Below are 15,896 nucleotides of genomic sequence, written 5' to 3'. Positions count from 1 at the left end.
ATTGCCTCGGCCGTTGCCTTTATTCGATCGGCGGCAGCTGGCGCGGGCGGCGGTCCGCGCCGGTCGCGACATAGGTGAGCGTGGCTTCCGTCACCTTGACGACTTCCTCCTGGAGGCGCATGCGCTGCGCGTACACCTCGACCTCGACGGTCACCGAGGTGTTGCCGGTCTTGACGATATCAGCGTAAAAACTCAGCAGATCGCCCACGAACACCGGTTGCTTGAACACGAACGAGTTCACCGCGACGGTCGCGACGCGTCCGTTGGCGCGGCGGCTCGCCGGAATCGAGCCGGCAATGTCGACCTGCGCCATGATCCAGCCGCCGAAGACGTCGCCGTGAACGTTGGCGTCCGAAGGCTGCGGCACGACGCGCAGCGCAGGCGATTTTTGGGGGAGCGGGAAGGAGTCGGTCATCGGGCGTCCATGAAAAGGGATCGAACGGCGCAAGGCGTTGCGGCGCTAGCCTCGCGCCGGCGTGGGGCGCTCAGCGGCGTGCGCCGCCTTCTGCGACAATACGTCGATCAGGAATTGTACGGGAAAGCCTAAGGCGCGGCGGGCGGGTCGATTAGAGCCCTCCACCTTCGCGAAACCCGTCGCCAGGAACCTCACATCCGCCCCACATGACTCGCCGTGCCGTTTGCGCCGCGCCAGCTTCCGGTTCCCGAACCGGACTTGGCGCGCCGCCCGGCACAGGCATCACGCCGCTCGCCCCATGCGCCGCTTTCCCGCTTCCAACGAACCCGCGCTGCCCGCCACCGGGCCGCGCAACGACTGGCAGACGATCGTTTCGCTGCTGCCTTACCTCACCGCTTACCGTTGGCGCGTGGGGTTCGCGCTCACCTGCCTGATCGGCGCGAAGGTGGCCAACCTCGGCGTGCCGATCGTGATGAAGCACATCGTCGACGGTCTCGCCTCGGTGCGCCATCTCACGGCGCTCGGTCGCGCGGAGCACGCGCCCGGCATCGTGCTCGCGGGCGGCATCGGACTGCTCGTGGTGGCGTACGCCGTCGTGCGTCTGTCGACGTCGCTGTTCACCGAGCTGCGCGAGATCCTGTTTTCCAAGGTGACCGAGAGCGCCGTGCGCCAGCTCGCGCTCAAGGTGTTCCGCCATCTGCATGCGCTCTCGCTGCGCTTTCACCTCGAACGGCAGACGGGCGGCATGTCGCGCGACATCGAGCGCGGCACGCGCGGCATCACGCAGCTCATTTCGTATTCGCTCTACAGCATCCTGCCGACGCTCGTGGAAGTGGGCCTCGTGCTCGGCTTCTTCGTGGTGAAGTACGAGGCGTACTACGCGATCGTCACGCTCATCGCGCTCGTGGCGTACATCGTGTTCACGGTGAAGGTGACGGAGTGGCGCACGCATTACCGCCGCACGATGAACGAACTCGATTCGCGCGCCAACGCACGCGCAATCGATTCGCTCATCAACTACGAGACCGTGAAGTACTTCGGCAACGAAGAGTGGGAGACGAAGCGCTACGACGAGAACCTGCACCGCTACCGGCAGGCCGCGATCAAGTCGCAGCACTCGCTTTCCGCGCTCAACTTCGGGCAGCAGGCGATCATCGGCACCGGGCTCGTGTTCATCCTCTGGCGCGCCACCCAGGGCGTGATGGCGGGGCGGCTCACGCTCGGCGACCTCGTGCTCATCAACACCTTCATGCTGCAGCTCTACATTCCGCTGAATTTTCTCGGCGTGGTGTATCGGGAGCTCAAGCAAAGCCTCACCGACATGGACCGCATGTTCACGCTGCTCACCGTCGAGCGCGAAGTGGCCGACGTGCCCGGCGCGCAGGCGCTAGCGGTGCGCGGCGGCGAAGTACGCTTTTCGCACGTGAACTTCGCGTATGAGCCGTCGCGCCAGATTCTGCACGACCTGAGCTTCACGATTGCGGCGGGCACGACCACGGCCGTGGTGGGGCATAGCGGCTCGGGCAAGTCCACGCTCGCGCGGCTCCTGTTCCGCTTCTACGATCTCGATCGAGCGAGCGGGGGGGCGATTACGATCGACGGCCAGGATATCCGCGACGTGACGCAGGATTCGCTGCGCGCCTCGATCGGCATCGTGCCGCAGGACACGGTGCTGTTCAACGACTCGATCTATTACAACATCGCCTATGGCCGGCCCACGGCGAGCCGCGAGGAAGTGATCGCGGCGGCGCGCGCGGCGCACATTCACGCGTTCATCGAGAGCCTGCCCAAGGGCTACGACACGTCCGTGGGCGAGCGCGGCCTCAAGCTTTCGGGCGGCGAGAAGCAGCGTGTGGCGATCGCGCGCACGCTGCTCAAGAATCCGCCCGTTTTGCTGTTCGACGAGGCGACGTCGGCGCTCGATTCGCGTTCGGAGCGCGCCATCCAGCACGAGCTCGACCAGATCGCGCGCGAGCGCACGACGCTCGTGATCGCGCACCGGCTCTCGACCGTCGTGCACGCACAGCAGATCATCGTGATGGATCACGGGCGCATCGTCGAGCGCGGCACGCATGCGCAATTGCTGCACGCGGGCGGACACTATGCGCAGATGTGGGCGCTTCAGCAGCAGAAGGCGGCTGAGGCGCCCCAGTCCCAGTCACAACAGGGGCAGGTGGAGTTGCCGGCGGCGGGTGGAAACTGAAGAAGCGCGCCGCGCCGGCGTTGGCACGGCGCGTCGTGTTGCCGGTTTCAGCTTTGGTGCGCGTCGGTCGAATTTCGCAGCGCGGCGTCGAGCGCTTCGAGCTGCGCGGGCGTGCCGACGTTTTCCCATACGCCTTCGTATAGCTCGCCGCTCACGCGTCCTTGCGCGATCGCCTCGCGATAGTACGGTGTGAGCGCGCGCTTCGTGCCGGGCGCGAGGTCGCGGAACATGCGCGTGTCATAGAGGCCGATATTGCCGAACGTGTAGCGCGGCGCGCCTTCGAGCGCTAGCCGGCCGTCGACGCCCAGCGCGAAGTCGCCCTTCGGGTGGAACCGCGGGTTCGGCACCATCACGAGATGCATGCCCGGCTGCGCCTGCGCCGCGAGCGCTTGCGCGTGCGTCTTCAGGCGCGCGAAATCGTAGGCGCTGTAGACGTCGCCGCTCACCGCGAGGAACACCTCGGGCGCGCCCATCGACTCGATGAGCGGCAACGCCTGGGCAATACCTCCCGCCGTTTCGAGCGCGTCGTGCTCGGGCGAATAGTGGAGCGTCACGCCAAAGCGCGCGCCGTCGCCGAGCGCGGCTTCGATCTGTGCGCCAAGCCACGCGTGATTGATGACGATGCGCGTGTAGCCCGCCGCGGCGAGCCGCTCGATCTGCCACACGACGAGCGGTTTGCCGCCCACGGCGAGGAGCGGCTTCGGGCAGGTGTCGGTGAGCGGGCGCATGCGTTCGCCGCGTCCGGCGGCGAAGATCATGGCGGTGCGGCCGTGGCCCGCCCTGGCCGGCGTGTGATTCGATTGGGTCATGACGGCCCGCTTCAGAAGGTGTAAGCGACTTCGACGGCGCTGCCCTGCAGCTCGTCGATGAGCCGTGCGAACGGCGCGAGCGGGCGGTAGCGGTGCGTGACCTTGCTCGCGTAGGCGAGAAAGCGCGGCAGGTCGGCCATGTAATGCGGTTTGGCGTCGCGATAGTTGATGCGGCAGAACAGGCCGAGCACCTTGATGTGGCGCTGCAGGCCCATCCACTCGAGCTGGCGGTAGAACTCGCCGAAATCGGCATCGACGGGCAGTCCCGCCTTCTTGGCGCGCTCCCAGTAGTGCGCGAAGCAGTCGAGCTCGAACTCCTCGTCCCAGCTCAGGAACGCGTCGCGCAGCAGCGAGACGACGTCGTAGGTGATCGGGCCGTACACGGCGTCCTGGAAGTCGAGCACGCCGGGGTTGGGCGTGGCGATCATCAGGTTGCGGGGCATGAAATCGCGCAGCATGAAGCTTTGCGGCTGCGCGCTGGCGCTCGCCACGAGCAGGGCGAAGGTGCGATCGAGCACGCCGCGCGTGGCTTCGTCGACCTTGCGGCCCAGATGGCGCTCCAGATACCACTCGGGCATCAGCTCCATCTCGCGGCGCATGAAGGCTTCGTCGAACTCCGGCAGCACGCCCGGCCGCGAGCTGAGCTGCCAGCGGATCAGCGCGTCGATGGCGTCGCGCATCAGCTCGCGCGAGCGCGCACCGGGGCCGGCTTCCTGCAGCGCTTTCAGGTAGGGCGCGGTGCCGAGATCGGTCACGAGCATGAAGCCCGCGTCGAAATCGGCTTCGAGCACGCGCGGCACGTGGACGCCGGCCGCCTCGAGCCACTGCGCGATCTGGGCGAATTCGCGGCTTTTTTCGGGCGGCGGGGCGTCGACGGCGATCAGCGTCGCGCCGTGCGCGCCTGCGCTCGCGAGGCGGAAATAGCGCCGAAAGCTCGCGTCGGCCGAGGCCGGGGCGAGCGTTGCGAGGTCGAGGGCGTACTGCTGGGCGTGGCTGCCGAGCCAGGCGGCGAGCAGGTCGCGGCGATTGTCGGTCGGAGAGGCGCCAGAGGAAGCGGCGGGAGAATGCGCGGCGGAAAAGGTCATGAAAGCCAGAGGCAAAATCAGTGGATCAACGTCTTGCCATATAATACCCCACGACTTTTTTGACGCGACTCGCGCCAAAGCCCGCATGACGGTTCGCTCGCCGCATTCATCGTCGCTCCAGGGGGACGGTGAATTGTAATTAATTGTTTGCAGCCCGGCCTCGATCCGGTTCATCGGGAGGCGGGTGCCCAGGCGGGCCACCATCATGGAGAGGGCAGGCGGCCGGGCCGATTCGCCAAAACCATACATGCCGCCCAGACAGCTTTTCCAGACGATCTCCCTTAGTGACGACGGCGTGCCGGGCAAGCGGCGGCTCATCGCGGCACTCCTGGCCGTACCGGGTCTGGTGCCCGCGCTCGCGCACGCCCAGCTCTCGGGCGCGGCCGCGCAGCCCGAGCAGCTGGACGGCCCGTGGAGCCTGCGGATCGCACCGCAACTCGAAGATCACCCCAATGCGTCGGGCCAGCACCCGGCGACGTTCGTGCTCGGCGATTCGACGACCGGCACGGTGGACACCGACCTCGCCGTCAGAGGGGCCTCGGAGCTGCGCCAGGGTTCGAACGTGGTGAAGGGCGACGCCCTGCACTACGACCAGGACACCGACATGGCCAATGCCTACGGCAATGTCACGGTCGTGCAGAACGGCACGACGTTCTCGGGGCCCGAGGCGCATTTGAAGGTCGAGGCGAACGAGGGCTTCATGCCCGCGCCGAAGTACCATTTCACGCTCACGGGCGGCTCGGGCAGCGCCGCGCGCGCCGACCTGCTGGACAGCGAGCGCTCGGTGCTCACGACCGGCACCTACACGGCGTGCCACTGCTCGACCAATCCGGCGTGGTACATCAAGGGCAGCGAGTTCGATTTCGACACCGGCAGCGACGAAGGCGTCGCGCACAACGCCGTGCTGTTCTTCCAGGACGTGCCGATCTTTGCGAGCCCGTGGCTGTCGTTCCCGCTGTCGGGTGACCGTCGCAGCGGCCTGCTGCCGCCGACGTTCTCGGTCAGCTCGACGAACGGCTACGAAATCTCGCTGCCGTATTACTTCAACATCGCGCCGAACCGCGACTTCACGTTCACGCCCGAGATCATCTCGAAGCGCGGCGTGTTCCTGCAGGGCAACTACCGGTATCTCTCGACGAATTACTCGGGCTCGATCACCGGGACCTTCCTGCCGGACGACGCGATCACGAAGACGAACCGCTACGCGCTGTTCATCCAGCACAACCAGAACTTCGGCAACGGGTTCGGCGGCTACGTCTACTACAACAAGGTCTCGGACAACACCTATCCGTCGGACCTGTCGTCGCCGGCCAACCAGTTCCTGAACGGCACGCAGACGCTGTACCAGCAGGAAGCCGGCCTCACGTACAACAACGGGCCGTGGTCCGTGCTGGGCCGCTACCAGCACTGGCAGACGGTCGAGTCGTCGACGCCGCCCTATGGCCGCGAGCCGCAGTTGAACGTTAAGTACGCGAAGTACAACGTCGGCGGCTTCGACTACGGCATGGAAGCCGACTATTCGCGCTTCCGCATTACGGAAGACAATGCGACCGAAGGCGACCGCGTCGTCTTCAACCCGTACCTGTCGTACTCCCTGATGGGGCCGGGTTACTTCGTCACGCCGAAGGTTCAGTGGCACTTCGCGTCGTACAACCTGAGCAACATCGGCCCGGCGGGCACGACCTTCGGCTCGCCGGTCGGCACGCCGAAGAGCTTCACCGAATCGATCCCGACCTTCAGCTTCGACACGGGCCTCGTGTTCGACCGCTCGGTGCACCTGTTCGGTCAGGATTACATCCAGACGCTGGAACCGCGCCTGTACTACGTGTACACGCCGTACCGCAACCAGCAGTTCGCGCCCCTTTTCGATACCGCCGAGTCGGACTTCGGCCTCGCGGAAATCTTCACGCCGAACACCTTCGTCGGTAACGACCGCATTGCCGACGCGAACCGCCTGACGGCCGCGCTCACCACGCGCTTCATCGACCCGGCTTCGGGCGACGAGCGCGCGCGCTTCGTGATCGCGCAGCAGTACTACTTCCAGGATCAGCGCGTCACGCTCAACTCGGGCGAGAGCACGAGCCAGGCGACGCATTCGGACCTGATTGCGGGCGCCGCGCTGAAAATCGGGGCCGGTTTCGCTTCGGAAACGGCGTTCCAATATAATGCCGACAGCAACCAGCTCACCAAGGCGAGCATCGGTTTCGGGTACAGCCCGGGAACGAGCCGCGTGCTGAACGTGGCCTACCGCTACACGCGCGCGAACACCACGCTCGACTTCCAGCCGATCAATCAGGTTCTGATCTCGGCTCAATGGCCGTTCTCGCACCGGGTGTACGCCGTGGGCCGCTTCAACTACGATCTGAACGGCCATCGGATCGTCGACGGCCTGGTCGGCATGCAGTACGACGCCGATTGCTGGGTGCTCGGGGTCGGCCTGCAGCGTTACGCGAACGGGCTCAATACGTCGGGCACGCCGAATTCGTCAACGCGGTTTCTCGCGCAGCTTACGCTCAAGGGACTGTCGAACGTCGACAACGGGCTGGTGGCGGCGTTCAGGACCGCAGTGCCGGGGTACACGCAGCTGCCGGCTCAGTCGCCGCCGGATTCGCGCTTCACTGATTATCAATAACGCGTGATCCGGAGCGCCTTGCTTGCGCGAGGCGCCTCGGGGCAACGCGGTGTCGGTTGCATAGAGACGGGCGAAGCGTGCCCGCCAACATTGGAGTATCTGTGGGAATCATGAAAAAGCTTCGCCTGGCAGCGTACGCTGCGAGTCTCTTCGCCGTCGCAGGCGTGTTGCCGGCCGCGCCGGCGCAAGCTCAAGGTCTCCCGGCTGGCAACGGCCAGACGGTCGACACGATCGCCGCAGTCGTCAATGACGGCGTGATCACGCAGCGCGAGCTCGACAGCCGCGCCGAAATGATTGCTCATCGGCTGCAGCAGCAAAACGCGCCGGTTCCGCCCGAGGAGCAGTTGCGCGCGCAGGTGCTCAACCAGATGGTGCTCGAGCGCATTCAGCTCCAGAAGGCCAAGGAAGACGGCATCACCGTCGACGACGCCGGCGTGCAGCGCACGCTCGAGCGCCTCGCCCAGGCCAACGGCATGGATCTCGCCACCTATCGCGCGCGCATCGAGGCGGCCGGGGTGCCCTGGACCACGTTCACGCGCGACGCACGCACGGAGCTCACGCTCTCGAAGCTGCGCGAGAAGGAAGTGGACAGCAAGGTCACGGTGACCGACGCCGAAGTCGCGAACTACATCGCAAGCCAGCGCGGACCGAACGCGGGCCAGTCGAGCGACCTGCACTTCCAGCACATCTTCATCAAGGCGCCGCTGAACGCCTCGGAAACCGACATCGAAGCCGCGCAGGCGAAGGCCAATGCGCTGCTCAAGGAAGCCCAGTCGGGTAGCAAGTTCGAGAGCCTCGCGAAGTCGAACTCGCAGGCGAGCGACGCGGGCAAGGGCGGCGACATGGGTTTCCTGCCGCAGTCGAAGCTGCCGCCCGAATTCGTGACCGCCGCTTCCACGATGCGTCCGGGCGAGGTGAACCCGTCGGTGATCCGCACCAACGACGGCTTCGAGATCGTGCGCCTCGTCGAGCGCCGCCAGGGCCAGGGTACGGCCGCCGACGCGCCCAAGCTCGTGCAAACGCACGTGCGCCACATCCTGCTGCGTGTGGGCGACGGCATGTCCGAGCCCCAGGCGCGCCAGAAGCTGCTCGAAATCCGCCAGGAAATCGGGGCGGGCGGCGACTTCGCCAAGTTCGCGCGCACCTACTCGCAGGACGGCTCGGCCTCGCAGGGCGGCGACCTCGGCTGGATCAGCCCGGGTGAAACCGTGCCTGAATTCGAGCGCGCCATGAATACGCTGCAGGACGGCCAGCTGAGCGAGCCGGTACGCACCGAGTACGGCTACCACCTGATCCAGGTGCTGGGCCGCCGCGACGCCGAAGGCTCGATCGCGCAGCAAATGGAACTCGCGCGCCAGGCCATCGGCCAGCGCAAGGCCGAGCGAGCCTACGCCGACTGGCTGCGCCAGCTGCGCGACAGCGCCTACGTCGATTACAAGATCGCGGGCATGACGCCGCCGCACAACTAAGCGCAGTCACTCAGGGATCGAGCCATGAACGCCTCCGCATCGTCGTCGCCGGCTCCGCGGAGGGCGGGGCCGATCCGCATCGCCATCACCACGGGTGAGCCGGCCGGCGTCGGTCCCGAGCTGACCGCCGCCGCGCTGGCGGGCGCCTCGGCGCACTGGCCCGACGCGCAGTTCGTCGTCCTCGGAGACAGCGCGCTGCTCGAAACGCGCGCGCAGGCCGCGAGCGTCGATTGGTCCGCCGTGCTGGCGAACCAGCCTGTGCAGGTCGAGCATGTGGCGCTGGCCACGCCTGCCAAGCCCGGCAAACTCGACGCCGCGAACGGCCGCTATGTGCTGGCGCTGCTCGACCGCGCCATCGACGGCGCACTGGCCGGCGAATTCGACGCGATCGTCACCGCTCCGCTGCAAAAGAGCACCATCAACGACGCCGGCGTGCCGTTCACCGGCCACACCGAATACCTCGCCGAACGTACGCACACGCCGCGCGTGGTCATGATGCTGGCGGGCACCGGCGCGCGTCCGTTGCGCGTGGCGCTCGCCACGACGCATTTGCCGCTCAAGGACGTGTCGGCGGCGCTCACCGTCGAGGGGCTCGTTGAAACCCTCGGCATCATCGATCATGACCTGCGTCACCATTTCGGCGTGCCGCTGCCGCGCATCCTGGTGACCGGCCTCAACCCGCATGCGGGCGAGAATGGCTACCTGGGGCGCGAGGAAATCGATACGATCTCGCCGGCGCTGGCCGCCGCCGCCGCGCAAGGCATCGACGCGCGCGGCCCGTACCCCGCCGACACGCTGTTCCAGCCGCGCTACCTGAAGGACGCGGACTGTGTGCTGGCGATGTTCCACGACCAGGGCCTGCCGGTCCTGAAATACGCGACGTTCGGCGAAGGCATCAACGTCACGCTCGGCTTGCCGATCGTGCGCACCTCGGTCGATCATGGCACCGCGCTCGACCTCGCCGGCACTGGCCGCGCGGACGCCGGCAGCCTGATCGCCGCCCTCGACACCGCCGTTTCGATGGCGCGCCACCGGCGCGCCATCTGATTGATTCCAGAGAAGATGTCCAACAGCAGCAGACAGCACCAGGGCCACTTCGCGCGCAAGCGCTTCGGCCAGAACTTTCTTGTCGACACAGGCGTGATCGATTCGATCGTCGACGTCATCCGGCCGCAGCGCGGCGAGCGCATGGTCGAGATCGGGCCGGGTCTCGGCGCGCTCACCGAGCCGCTCATCGAACGGCTCGCCACGCCCGAATCGCCGCTGCACGCGGTCGAGCTGGACCGCGACCTGATCACGCGCCTCACGAAGAAGTTCGGCCCGCTGCTCGAACTCCATGCGGGCGACGCGCTTGCGTTCGACTTCGGCACGCTCGCGGCGCCGGGCGAGAAGCCCTCGCTGCGCATTGTCGGCAACCTGCCGTACAACATTTCGAGCCCGCTGCTGTTTCACCTCACCGCGTTCGCCGGGCGCGTGATCGACCAGCACTTCATGCTGCAGAACGAAGTGGTCGAGCGCATGGTGGCGGAGCCCGGTAGCAAGGCGTTCGGCCGTCTCACGGTGATGCTCCAGTACCGCTACGTGATCGACAAGCTGATCGACGTGCCGCCCGAGTCGTTCCAGCCGCCGCCCAAGGTGGATTCCGCGATCGTGCGCATGATTCCTTACGCGCCGCACGAACTGCCGAAGGTCAACGACGCCGTGCTTGGCGAACTCGTGACGGCGGCCTTCTCGCAGCGCCGCAAGATGCTGCGCAATACGCTCAGCGATTACCGCGAGCGCCTCGATTTCGACGCGCTAGGCTTCGATCTGGCGCGCCGTGCCGAGGAAGTGCCCGTTGAGGAATACGTGAGTCTCGCGCAGGCGCTGGAAGGGGCTTGCGGCGCTTGATGTGCGCGTGGTGCGCCGCCTCGCCGGTGCGCTAGCCGTCGCTCAGGCCGCCTCGGCGCGCTGGGCCTCGTAGGCCTTGAGCTGGCTGTAGACGATGCGCAGCACCGAAAGCTCGCTCGACGCGTGCTGTGCCGCGCCGCCGCGCTGGATCAGGTCGCCGAGCACGTGATCGGCCTCGATGCGCGAACCGTTCTGCACGTCGCGCAGCATCGAGGCGGTGAGCGACGAACCCTTGGCGAACAGCATCGCGCGCGAACGCTCGAGGAAGCTGTCGCGCACGGCGTGGCCGTGCCCAGCTGCGATCGCGCGGCATTCGGCGAACAGGCGCTCGATGATCGCGGCGCCGTCGGCCGTGGCGAGAATCGCGCCAATGGGCGCGCGGAAAAGACACGTGCTGCCCGCGAGCGACGCGAGGAACACCCACTTCTCCCACATCTCCTGAAGGATGTGATCGCTCGCCTTCACGTGGAAACCGGCATTGCCGAACTGATCCGCCGCGGCTTGCACACGCGGCGAGACGCCGCCGCCGAGTTCGCCGAACGTGATGGCCTGCACGTCGTTCAGATGCACGATCTCGCGCTTGTCGTTGAGCGTCGACGCGATCAGGCAGACGCCGCCCAGCACCGCCTGCGTGCCGAAGCGCGCCTGCAGGACTTCGAGATGACGCATGCCGTTGAGCAGCGGCAGGATCAACGTGTTCGGGCCGACGGCTGCGGCGAACGAATCGATGGCATTGTCGAGGTCGTAGGCCTTGCAGCTCAGCAGCACGAGATCGAACGGCTGGCCGCCTTGCGAGTCGAGGGCTTCGCGCGTGACGGTCTTGACGTCGCGCAGCGTGAGATCGCCCGCCGGACTGCGAATCACAAGGCCCGCTTCGCGCAGTTGCGCGGCGCGCGCCTCGCGTACCAGAAACGTCACGTCACGCCCCGCAGCGGCGAGCCGGCCGCCGAAATAGCCGCCCGTCGCACCCGCACCGACTACCAGAATTCGCATGTCTACTCCTCGGTTCTTGCGTTCATTGCTTGCGCGCTTTGCTTACGCACATTGCTTACGCCTGGCTGGCGAAATTGCCGCGGCAATTTCGGGATGGCGTCCATGCTAGAGCAAATCGGCGTATCTTGCCGGCGCCGGCAGGGCCGGCGCGTTTTTGGTACAGTCCGTTTTTTGACGACGGCAAAACGGAGTACACCATGCGCCTGCTGCACACAATGATCCGGGTCGGCGACCTCGATCGCTCGATCAAGTTCTATACCGAACTGCTCGGCATGAAACTGCTGCGCCGCGAAGACTACCCCGATGGCAAGTTCACGCTGGCCTTCGTCGGGTACACGGACGAGCGCGACGGCACCGTGATCGAACTGACGCATAACTGGGATACGGCTTCGTACGATCTTGGGACTGGCTTCGGCCATCTGGCGGTCGAGGTGGCCGATGCCTATGCTGCCTGCGCGAAGATCAAGGAGCAGGGTGGAACGGTGGTGCGCGAAGCCGGCCCGATGAAGCATGGGACCACGGTGATCGCGTTCGTGACCGATCCGGACGGGTACAAGATCGAGTTTATTCAGCGGAAGAAGTAAAGTCTTTCTCGTGGCGGTGTCGGGATTGCCCGATGCCGTCGCTTGAGGCTCATTGAGCATTAAGTCGAATTGGCAATCGTCCGGAATTAAAAAGAAAATATTGGGCGATTTGTGAGAATTTAAATATTCCGTTATCTCTATCTCGTTTGAGATGTGAGTGCGGCTATTTGTCGATTACGCGCCTCATCATTATTGGTGATCGATTTCGTATGCCATTGCCAGGCGTTTGTTTCGGTGGATTTTGGATTGCCGGGACTGCCTGGGTGCGATCTCCTGCGACGCCATTTCAGACTCTTCCTATATACGTAGAAGTATCGGTGGAAGAAACTCTCTCCCCTGTCATTAAACACGAAACGGATTCGGCAAGGCGCTCCCACGCGCGGGATAGCCACCTTCGGGCTGGCACGCGCAGGTTGTGCGTATCCGCGCGAGCGTAATCGAATTCGTCGAGCGAGGGAGTGCAGCGTGCAGGCAAGCAACCAGTTTCCGCGTATTTCGTTTCTTATCCTTAGTGGATTCATGGCATCGCTGGACATTTCACGAATCAACCTGCAGTCACTGACGACGAGTCGAGTGCGCCAGCGTTGATGAACCCCGTCTGCAGAGACGCGGCAATCAATTCATTCGTGGATATCCCAATGCACTTGCCCGCTCAAGGCAATCGCACCACATCGAGACGCCGCTTTGGCGCACTGATGCGTTTGGTGGACTTTGCTGTGATCGCAGCGTGCGCGTTCATTGCGCTGCGGCTGGAGGCAACAGCGGCTCAGCCCGGCTACGACAACGCGCTTGTCGCGTTCGCACTATTGGCGTCGGTCTTCCTCTTTCCGCTCTTCGGCCTGTATCGGGCCGTTCGCAGCCACATCTTCTGGCGCTGCGTTTGCGCGCCTGTAGTCGCCTTGGTGCTCGCTTTCGCCGTCGCATTGCTGATCGCGACCACATTGCTCGACCCGTATCGACCGGCGGGTGACTGGTTCATGCGGTGGATGTACCTCTCCGGTCTGGGCCTCGTGATCTGCCGGATCATCGAACGCAGCCTTTGTCTGCGCCGGGAGGAGCAGGGCGCACATACGCTCGCGGTTGCGATCGTCGGCAGCGGGGCGTATTGCGACCACTTGCTGCGTAAGGTCGAAACAACGCCATATTCGATTTACAGCGTGTCGACCATCTTCGACACCGGCACCGGGACTGCCATGGCGCCCGACGTCGTACCGGCGTTTCGCGACCGGGAACGGTTTGCAGAATACGTGCGGCGTTATCGCGTCGCGGAAGTCTGGCTCGCGTTGCCGCTCTCGGAAGCGAACACGATGCGCGAATTCATCAACCTGTTTCGCAACGACCTCGTGAACATCCGGTTCGTTCCCGATGTCACTGGCCTGGCGCTTTTCGAAGGTGAATTGGTCAACCTCGACGGCACGTTTGCGATCAACCTCGTGGGATCACCGTTTTCGTCTGGCGCTCTCGTGTCGAAGGATATTTTCGATCGCGTGTTTGCATTGCTGGCGCTAGTCGCGCTTTCTCCGATCTTCTTGATCGTTGCGCTCGCCGTGAAACTCTCTTCGCCGGGGCCGGTGTTGTTTACGCAGCGCCGCAGTGGGGCAAACGGCAAAGTCTTCAACATCTATAAGTTCCGCAGCATGCGCGTGCACGCTGAAACCAATGGCGTCGTGAAGCAGGCGACGCGCAACGACCCACGTGTGACGCGTGTAGGCGCGTTCCTGCGACGTACAAGTCTCGATGAGCTTCCACAGTTCCTCAACGTTCTTCGAGGTGAAATGTCCGTCGTCGGTCCTCGTCCGCACGCCATCGAGCATGACGCACTCTATCGGGACATCGTGGATGGCTACATTCATCGCTATCGCATCAAGCCGGGCATTACAGGCTGGGCGCAGATAAACGGCCTTCGAGGCGAAACAGACCGAATCGAAAAAATGCAGGCACGTGTTGCTCATGATCTTTACTACCTCAGTAACTGGACCTTCGGATTCGATATGCGCATTGTGTTTGCGACGATCGTGAAGGGATTGTTCAATCGCAACGCATAGTGACTGGTCGGGAAATAGAAGTGCTGAACTCATCAAAAAGAACGTATTCCGATCGAAAATCATGGACCGGTTTCTCCTTTCGATACGTTCGCGCAGGCATGGCATTCGTACTTTGCGTCACGCTTGGCGCGTGTGCGGTTGCGCCAGGTATGCGTATGACGATCTCGCCAGGCAAGCCCGAATCGACATCGTCTGACCAGACTGGCGCTAGTGCAGACCCAGCGGCGCCAGCGGGTGCTGAGTCAGCAGGCCAAACGACAAATCAGGTCGTGAACGTAACTGCTGCTACGCCGGAGATTTCTATCACCGAACTCGACCTCGCACTCGTAAAGCGATATCGGGCGGAACGTCTCAAGCAGCAGCAAAGTCAAGTCGACCTCCTTTCGACGGTCCCGCAGCCATACGTAATCGGCGCTGGCGATGTACTGCAAATCGTCGTATGGGACCATCCCGAATTCGCTGCGGCAATCGGCGGTGCCCAGTCACAGGCATCGACGAGACCGGGCGACCCGTATGCAGGCTTCGTCGTCGATCAAGCCGGCGATCTGACTTTTCCGTATGCGGGCACACTGCACGTCGCTGGACTACGCACAGAAGAGGTTCAACGTCGTTTGACTTCGGCGCTCACGCGCTATTTCATCAAACCTCAAGTGACGGTACGCATGGCTTCTTATCGTGCCCACGAAATCTACGTGGACGGCGAGCTGCGCAACCCCGGCATTGTGGCCGTCAACGACGTGCCTATGTCGCTCTACGAGGCGATTTCGCGGGCGGGCGGGTTTGCCGATACGGCGGATCAGAGTCACCTTGTACTCGTGCGCGGTGGCCAATCGCATCGACTCAATCTGACGCAAATGGTGGCGAGCGGTCTTAGCCCTGCCAGGCTTTACCTCAAGCCAGGCGACATGCTGCGTGCGGTTGCGCGCGACGAAAACGACGTCTACGTGATGGGCGAAGTCAACAAGCCCATCTCCGCGATTCCGCGCCGCACCGGGCGTATCACGTTAGCCGATGCGCTCGCGCAGGCCGGTAGTGTCAATGCTTCGACGGCGGACGCCGCACAGATGTTTGTGATACGCGGTGCGCTAGATGGCAAACCGGAGGTTTTCCATCTGGATGGCCGTTCGCCCGTGGCGATGCTCGTTGCCAAGGAGTTCGACCTGAAGCCCAAAGACGTCGTGTACGTTGACGGCAACGGCCTGGTGCGCTTCAACCGTGTCCTCACGTTGCTTCTGCCCGCAATCAATGCAGGTATGACAGCAGGCATGGTGGCGAAGTGATCGACAGCGTTCTGGTTGTGTGCGAAGGCAACATCTGCCGTAGTCCGATGGCGGCTGCCCTGCTAGCGCGTGAGATCGCGCCCGTCCTGGTCCGCTCTGCCGGAACAAAGGCTCTCGTAGGTCATCGAGCGGATCCGGTTGCTGTAGAACTTATGGCAGCGCGCGGGGTGGACATTCGCGGTCATCGTGCGACGCAGCTTGAGAGCTGGTTGGCAACGAAGTCGGATCTCATACTTGCTATGGATGCCGAACAGAAGCGCTTTATAGAACGACGAATTCCATCGCTGCATGGACGGGTATTCCGCCTCGGTGACGTGATGCAAGACGAATCGGCAACTCTCGACGGCTTCGACGTTCCTGATCCCTATCGGCGTGGTCGAGATGCATTCATGGAGTCTCTGAAGCACATCGACGAAGGCGTTTCAATGTGGGCACGTCGGGTCGAGGCGATGAGGGGGCGTTGACTTACGAGAAGTGGACAGTCTTGCTGA

Annotated in this window: 13 protein-coding genes; 9 read left to right on the top strand and 4 right to left on the bottom strand. The window is 64.2% G+C overall.

Features of this window, described 5'->3' with window-relative positions:
* Nucleotides 1–19 precede the first annotated feature (19 nt).
* The gene (locus A3CW_RS0125050; RefSeq protein ID WP_028206008.1) at nucleotides 20–415 is read right to left on the bottom strand and encodes an acyl-CoA thioesterase; all 396 of its coding nucleotides are present in this window, start codon (nucleotides 413–415) and stop codon (nucleotides 20–22) included.
* A 298-nt stretch (nucleotides 416–713) separates the two neighbouring features.
* Here A3CW_RS0125050 and A3CW_RS47550 point away from each other — a divergent pair, with 298 nt between their 5' ends.
* Nucleotides 714–2,618, top strand: a complete 1,905-nt coding sequence (locus tag A3CW_RS47550; RefSeq protein WP_051481700.1) for an ABCB family ABC transporter ATP-binding protein/permease — start codon at nucleotides 714–716, stop codon at nucleotides 2,616–2,618.
* A gap of 47 nt (nucleotides 2,619–2,665) precedes the next feature.
* Here the strand turns inward: A3CW_RS47550 and murU are convergent, their stop codons facing one another.
* Both murU and A3CW_RS0125035 read right to left on the bottom strand, forming a co-directional pair.
* Complete coding sequence (gene murU / locus A3CW_RS0125040; protein ID WP_028206007.1) at nucleotides 2,666–3,376, bottom strand: N-acetylmuramate alpha-1-phosphate uridylyltransferase MurU; 711 nt, start codon at nucleotides 3,374–3,376, stop codon at nucleotides 2,666–2,668.
* Between the two features lie 62 nt (nucleotides 3,377–3,438).
* Nucleotides 3,439–4,512: an aminoglycoside phosphotransferase family protein gene (locus A3CW_RS0125035; RefSeq protein WP_035513869.1), complete on the bottom strand. Its 1,074-nt coding sequence runs from the start codon at nucleotides 4,510–4,512 to the stop codon at nucleotides 3,439–3,441.
* Between the two features lie 247 nt (nucleotides 4,513–4,759).
* Between A3CW_RS0125035 and A3CW_RS0125030 the strand changes: the two genes are divergently transcribed.
* The 4 genes from A3CW_RS0125030 to rsmA all read left to right on the top strand — a co-directional run bounded on the left by A3CW_RS0125030 (nucleotide 4,760) and on the right by rsmA (nucleotide 10,503).
* The gene (locus A3CW_RS0125030; protein WP_028206005.1) at nucleotides 4,760–7,144 is read left to right on the top strand and encodes an LPS-assembly protein LptD; all 2,385 of its coding nucleotides are present in this window, start codon (nucleotides 4,760–4,762) and stop codon (nucleotides 7,142–7,144) included.
* A 101-nt stretch (nucleotides 7,145–7,245) separates the two neighbouring features.
* The gene (locus A3CW_RS0125025; RefSeq protein WP_028206004.1) at nucleotides 7,246–8,613 is read left to right on the top strand and encodes a peptidylprolyl isomerase; all 1,368 of its coding nucleotides are present in this window, start codon (nucleotides 7,246–7,248) and stop codon (nucleotides 8,611–8,613) included.
* Nucleotides 8,614–8,637: 24 nt separating this feature from the next.
* Entirely contained in the window at nucleotides 8,638–9,660 is a 1,023-nt protein-coding gene (pdxA, locus tag A3CW_RS0125020; protein WP_028206003.1) for a 4-hydroxythreonine-4-phosphate dehydrogenase PdxA, read from the top strand.
* A gap of 15 nt (nucleotides 9,661–9,675) precedes the next feature.
* A complete protein-coding gene (rsmA, locus tag A3CW_RS0125015; RefSeq protein WP_028206002.1) occupies nucleotides 9,676–10,503 on the top strand; it encodes a 16S rRNA (adenine(1518)-N(6)/adenine(1519)-N(6))-dimethyltransferase RsmA in 828 nt (275 codons plus the stop codon).
* Nucleotides 10,504–10,545: 42 nt separating this feature from the next.
* On the opposite strand, the gene panE is transcribed toward rsmA, so the two are convergent.
* Nucleotides 10,546–11,496 (bottom strand): 2-dehydropantoate 2-reductase, encoded by a 951-nt coding sequence (panE, locus tag A3CW_RS0125010; RefSeq protein ID WP_028206001.1) that lies wholly within the window; start codon nucleotides 11,494–11,496, stop codon nucleotides 10,546–10,548.
* Nucleotides 11,497–11,693: 197 nt separating this feature from the next.
* On the opposite strand from panE, the gene gloA reads away from it, so the two are divergent.
* The 4 genes from gloA to A3CW_RS51185 all read left to right on the top strand — a co-directional run bounded on the left by gloA (nucleotide 11,694) and on the right by A3CW_RS51185 (nucleotide 15,869).
* A complete protein-coding gene (gene gloA, locus A3CW_RS0125005; RefSeq protein WP_028206000.1) occupies nucleotides 11,694–12,080 on the top strand; it encodes a lactoylglutathione lyase in 387 nt (128 codons plus the stop codon).
* Nucleotides 12,081–12,667: 587 nt separating this feature from the next.
* Nucleotides 12,668–14,125: an undecaprenyl-phosphate glucose phosphotransferase gene (locus A3CW_RS0125000; protein WP_322787967.1), complete on the top strand. Its 1,458-nt coding sequence runs from the start codon at nucleotides 12,668–12,670 to the stop codon at nucleotides 14,123–14,125.
* 269 nt (nucleotides 14,126–14,394) lie between these two features.
* Nucleotides 14,395–15,405: a polysaccharide biosynthesis/export family protein gene (locus tag A3CW_RS0124995; RefSeq protein WP_245623733.1), complete on the top strand. Its 1,011-nt coding sequence runs from the start codon at nucleotides 14,395–14,397 to the stop codon at nucleotides 15,403–15,405.
* Nucleotides 15,402–15,869: a low molecular weight protein-tyrosine-phosphatase gene (locus tag A3CW_RS51185; RefSeq protein WP_211254083.1), complete on the top strand. Its 468-nt coding sequence runs from the start codon at nucleotides 15,402–15,404 to the stop codon at nucleotides 15,867–15,869. Before A3CW_RS0124995 ends, A3CW_RS51185 begins: the two co-directional genes overlap by 4 nt.
* The last annotated feature ends 27 nt before the right edge of the window (nucleotides 15,870–15,896 follow it).

This window comes from Paraburkholderia nodosa DSM 21604 (assembly GCF_000519185.1).
Taxonomy (GTDB): Bacteria; Pseudomonadota; Gammaproteobacteria; order Burkholderiales; family Burkholderiaceae; genus Paraburkholderia; species Paraburkholderia nodosa.
This window is presented reverse-complemented; position numbering and strand designations above follow the sequence as displayed.

Bases quoted from the DNA above. Each gene is read 5' to 3' on its own strand.
- pdxA (WP_028206003.1), top strand. From the start codon at position 8,638: ATGAACGCCTCCGCATCGTCGTCGCCGGCTCCGCGGAGGGCGGGGCCG.
- gloA (WP_028206000.1), top strand. From the start codon at position 11,694: ATGCGCCTGCTGCACACAATGATCCGGGTCGGCGACCTCGATCGCTCG.
- A3CW_RS47550 (WP_051481700.1), top strand. From the start codon at position 714: ATGCGCCGCTTTCCCGCTTCCAACGAACCCGCGCTGCCCGCCACCGGG.
- panE (WP_028206001.1), bottom strand. From the start codon at position 11,496: ATGCGAATTCTGGTAGTCGGTGCGGGTGCGACGGGCGGCTATTTCGGC.
- rsmA (WP_028206002.1), top strand. From the start codon at position 9,676: ATGTCCAACAGCAGCAGACAGCACCAGGGCCACTTCGCGCGCAAGCGC.
- A3CW_RS0125000 (WP_322787967.1), top strand. From the start codon at position 12,668: ATGAACCCCGTCTGCAGAGACGCGGCAATCAATTCATTCGTGGATATC.
- A3CW_RS0125030 (WP_028206005.1), top strand. From the start codon at position 4,760: ATGCCGCCCAGACAGCTTTTCCAGACGATCTCCCTTAGTGACGACGGC.
- A3CW_RS0125050 (WP_028206008.1), bottom strand. From the start codon at position 415: ATGACCGACTCCTTCCCGCTCCCCCAAAAATCGCCTGCGCTGCGCGTC.
- A3CW_RS0125035 (WP_035513869.1), bottom strand. From the start codon at position 4,512: ATGACCTTTTCCGCCGCGCATTCTCCCGCCGCTTCCTCTGGCGCCTCT.
- murU (WP_028206007.1), bottom strand. From the start codon at position 3,376: ATGATCTTCGCCGCCGGACGCGGCGAACGCATGCGCCCGCTCACCGAC.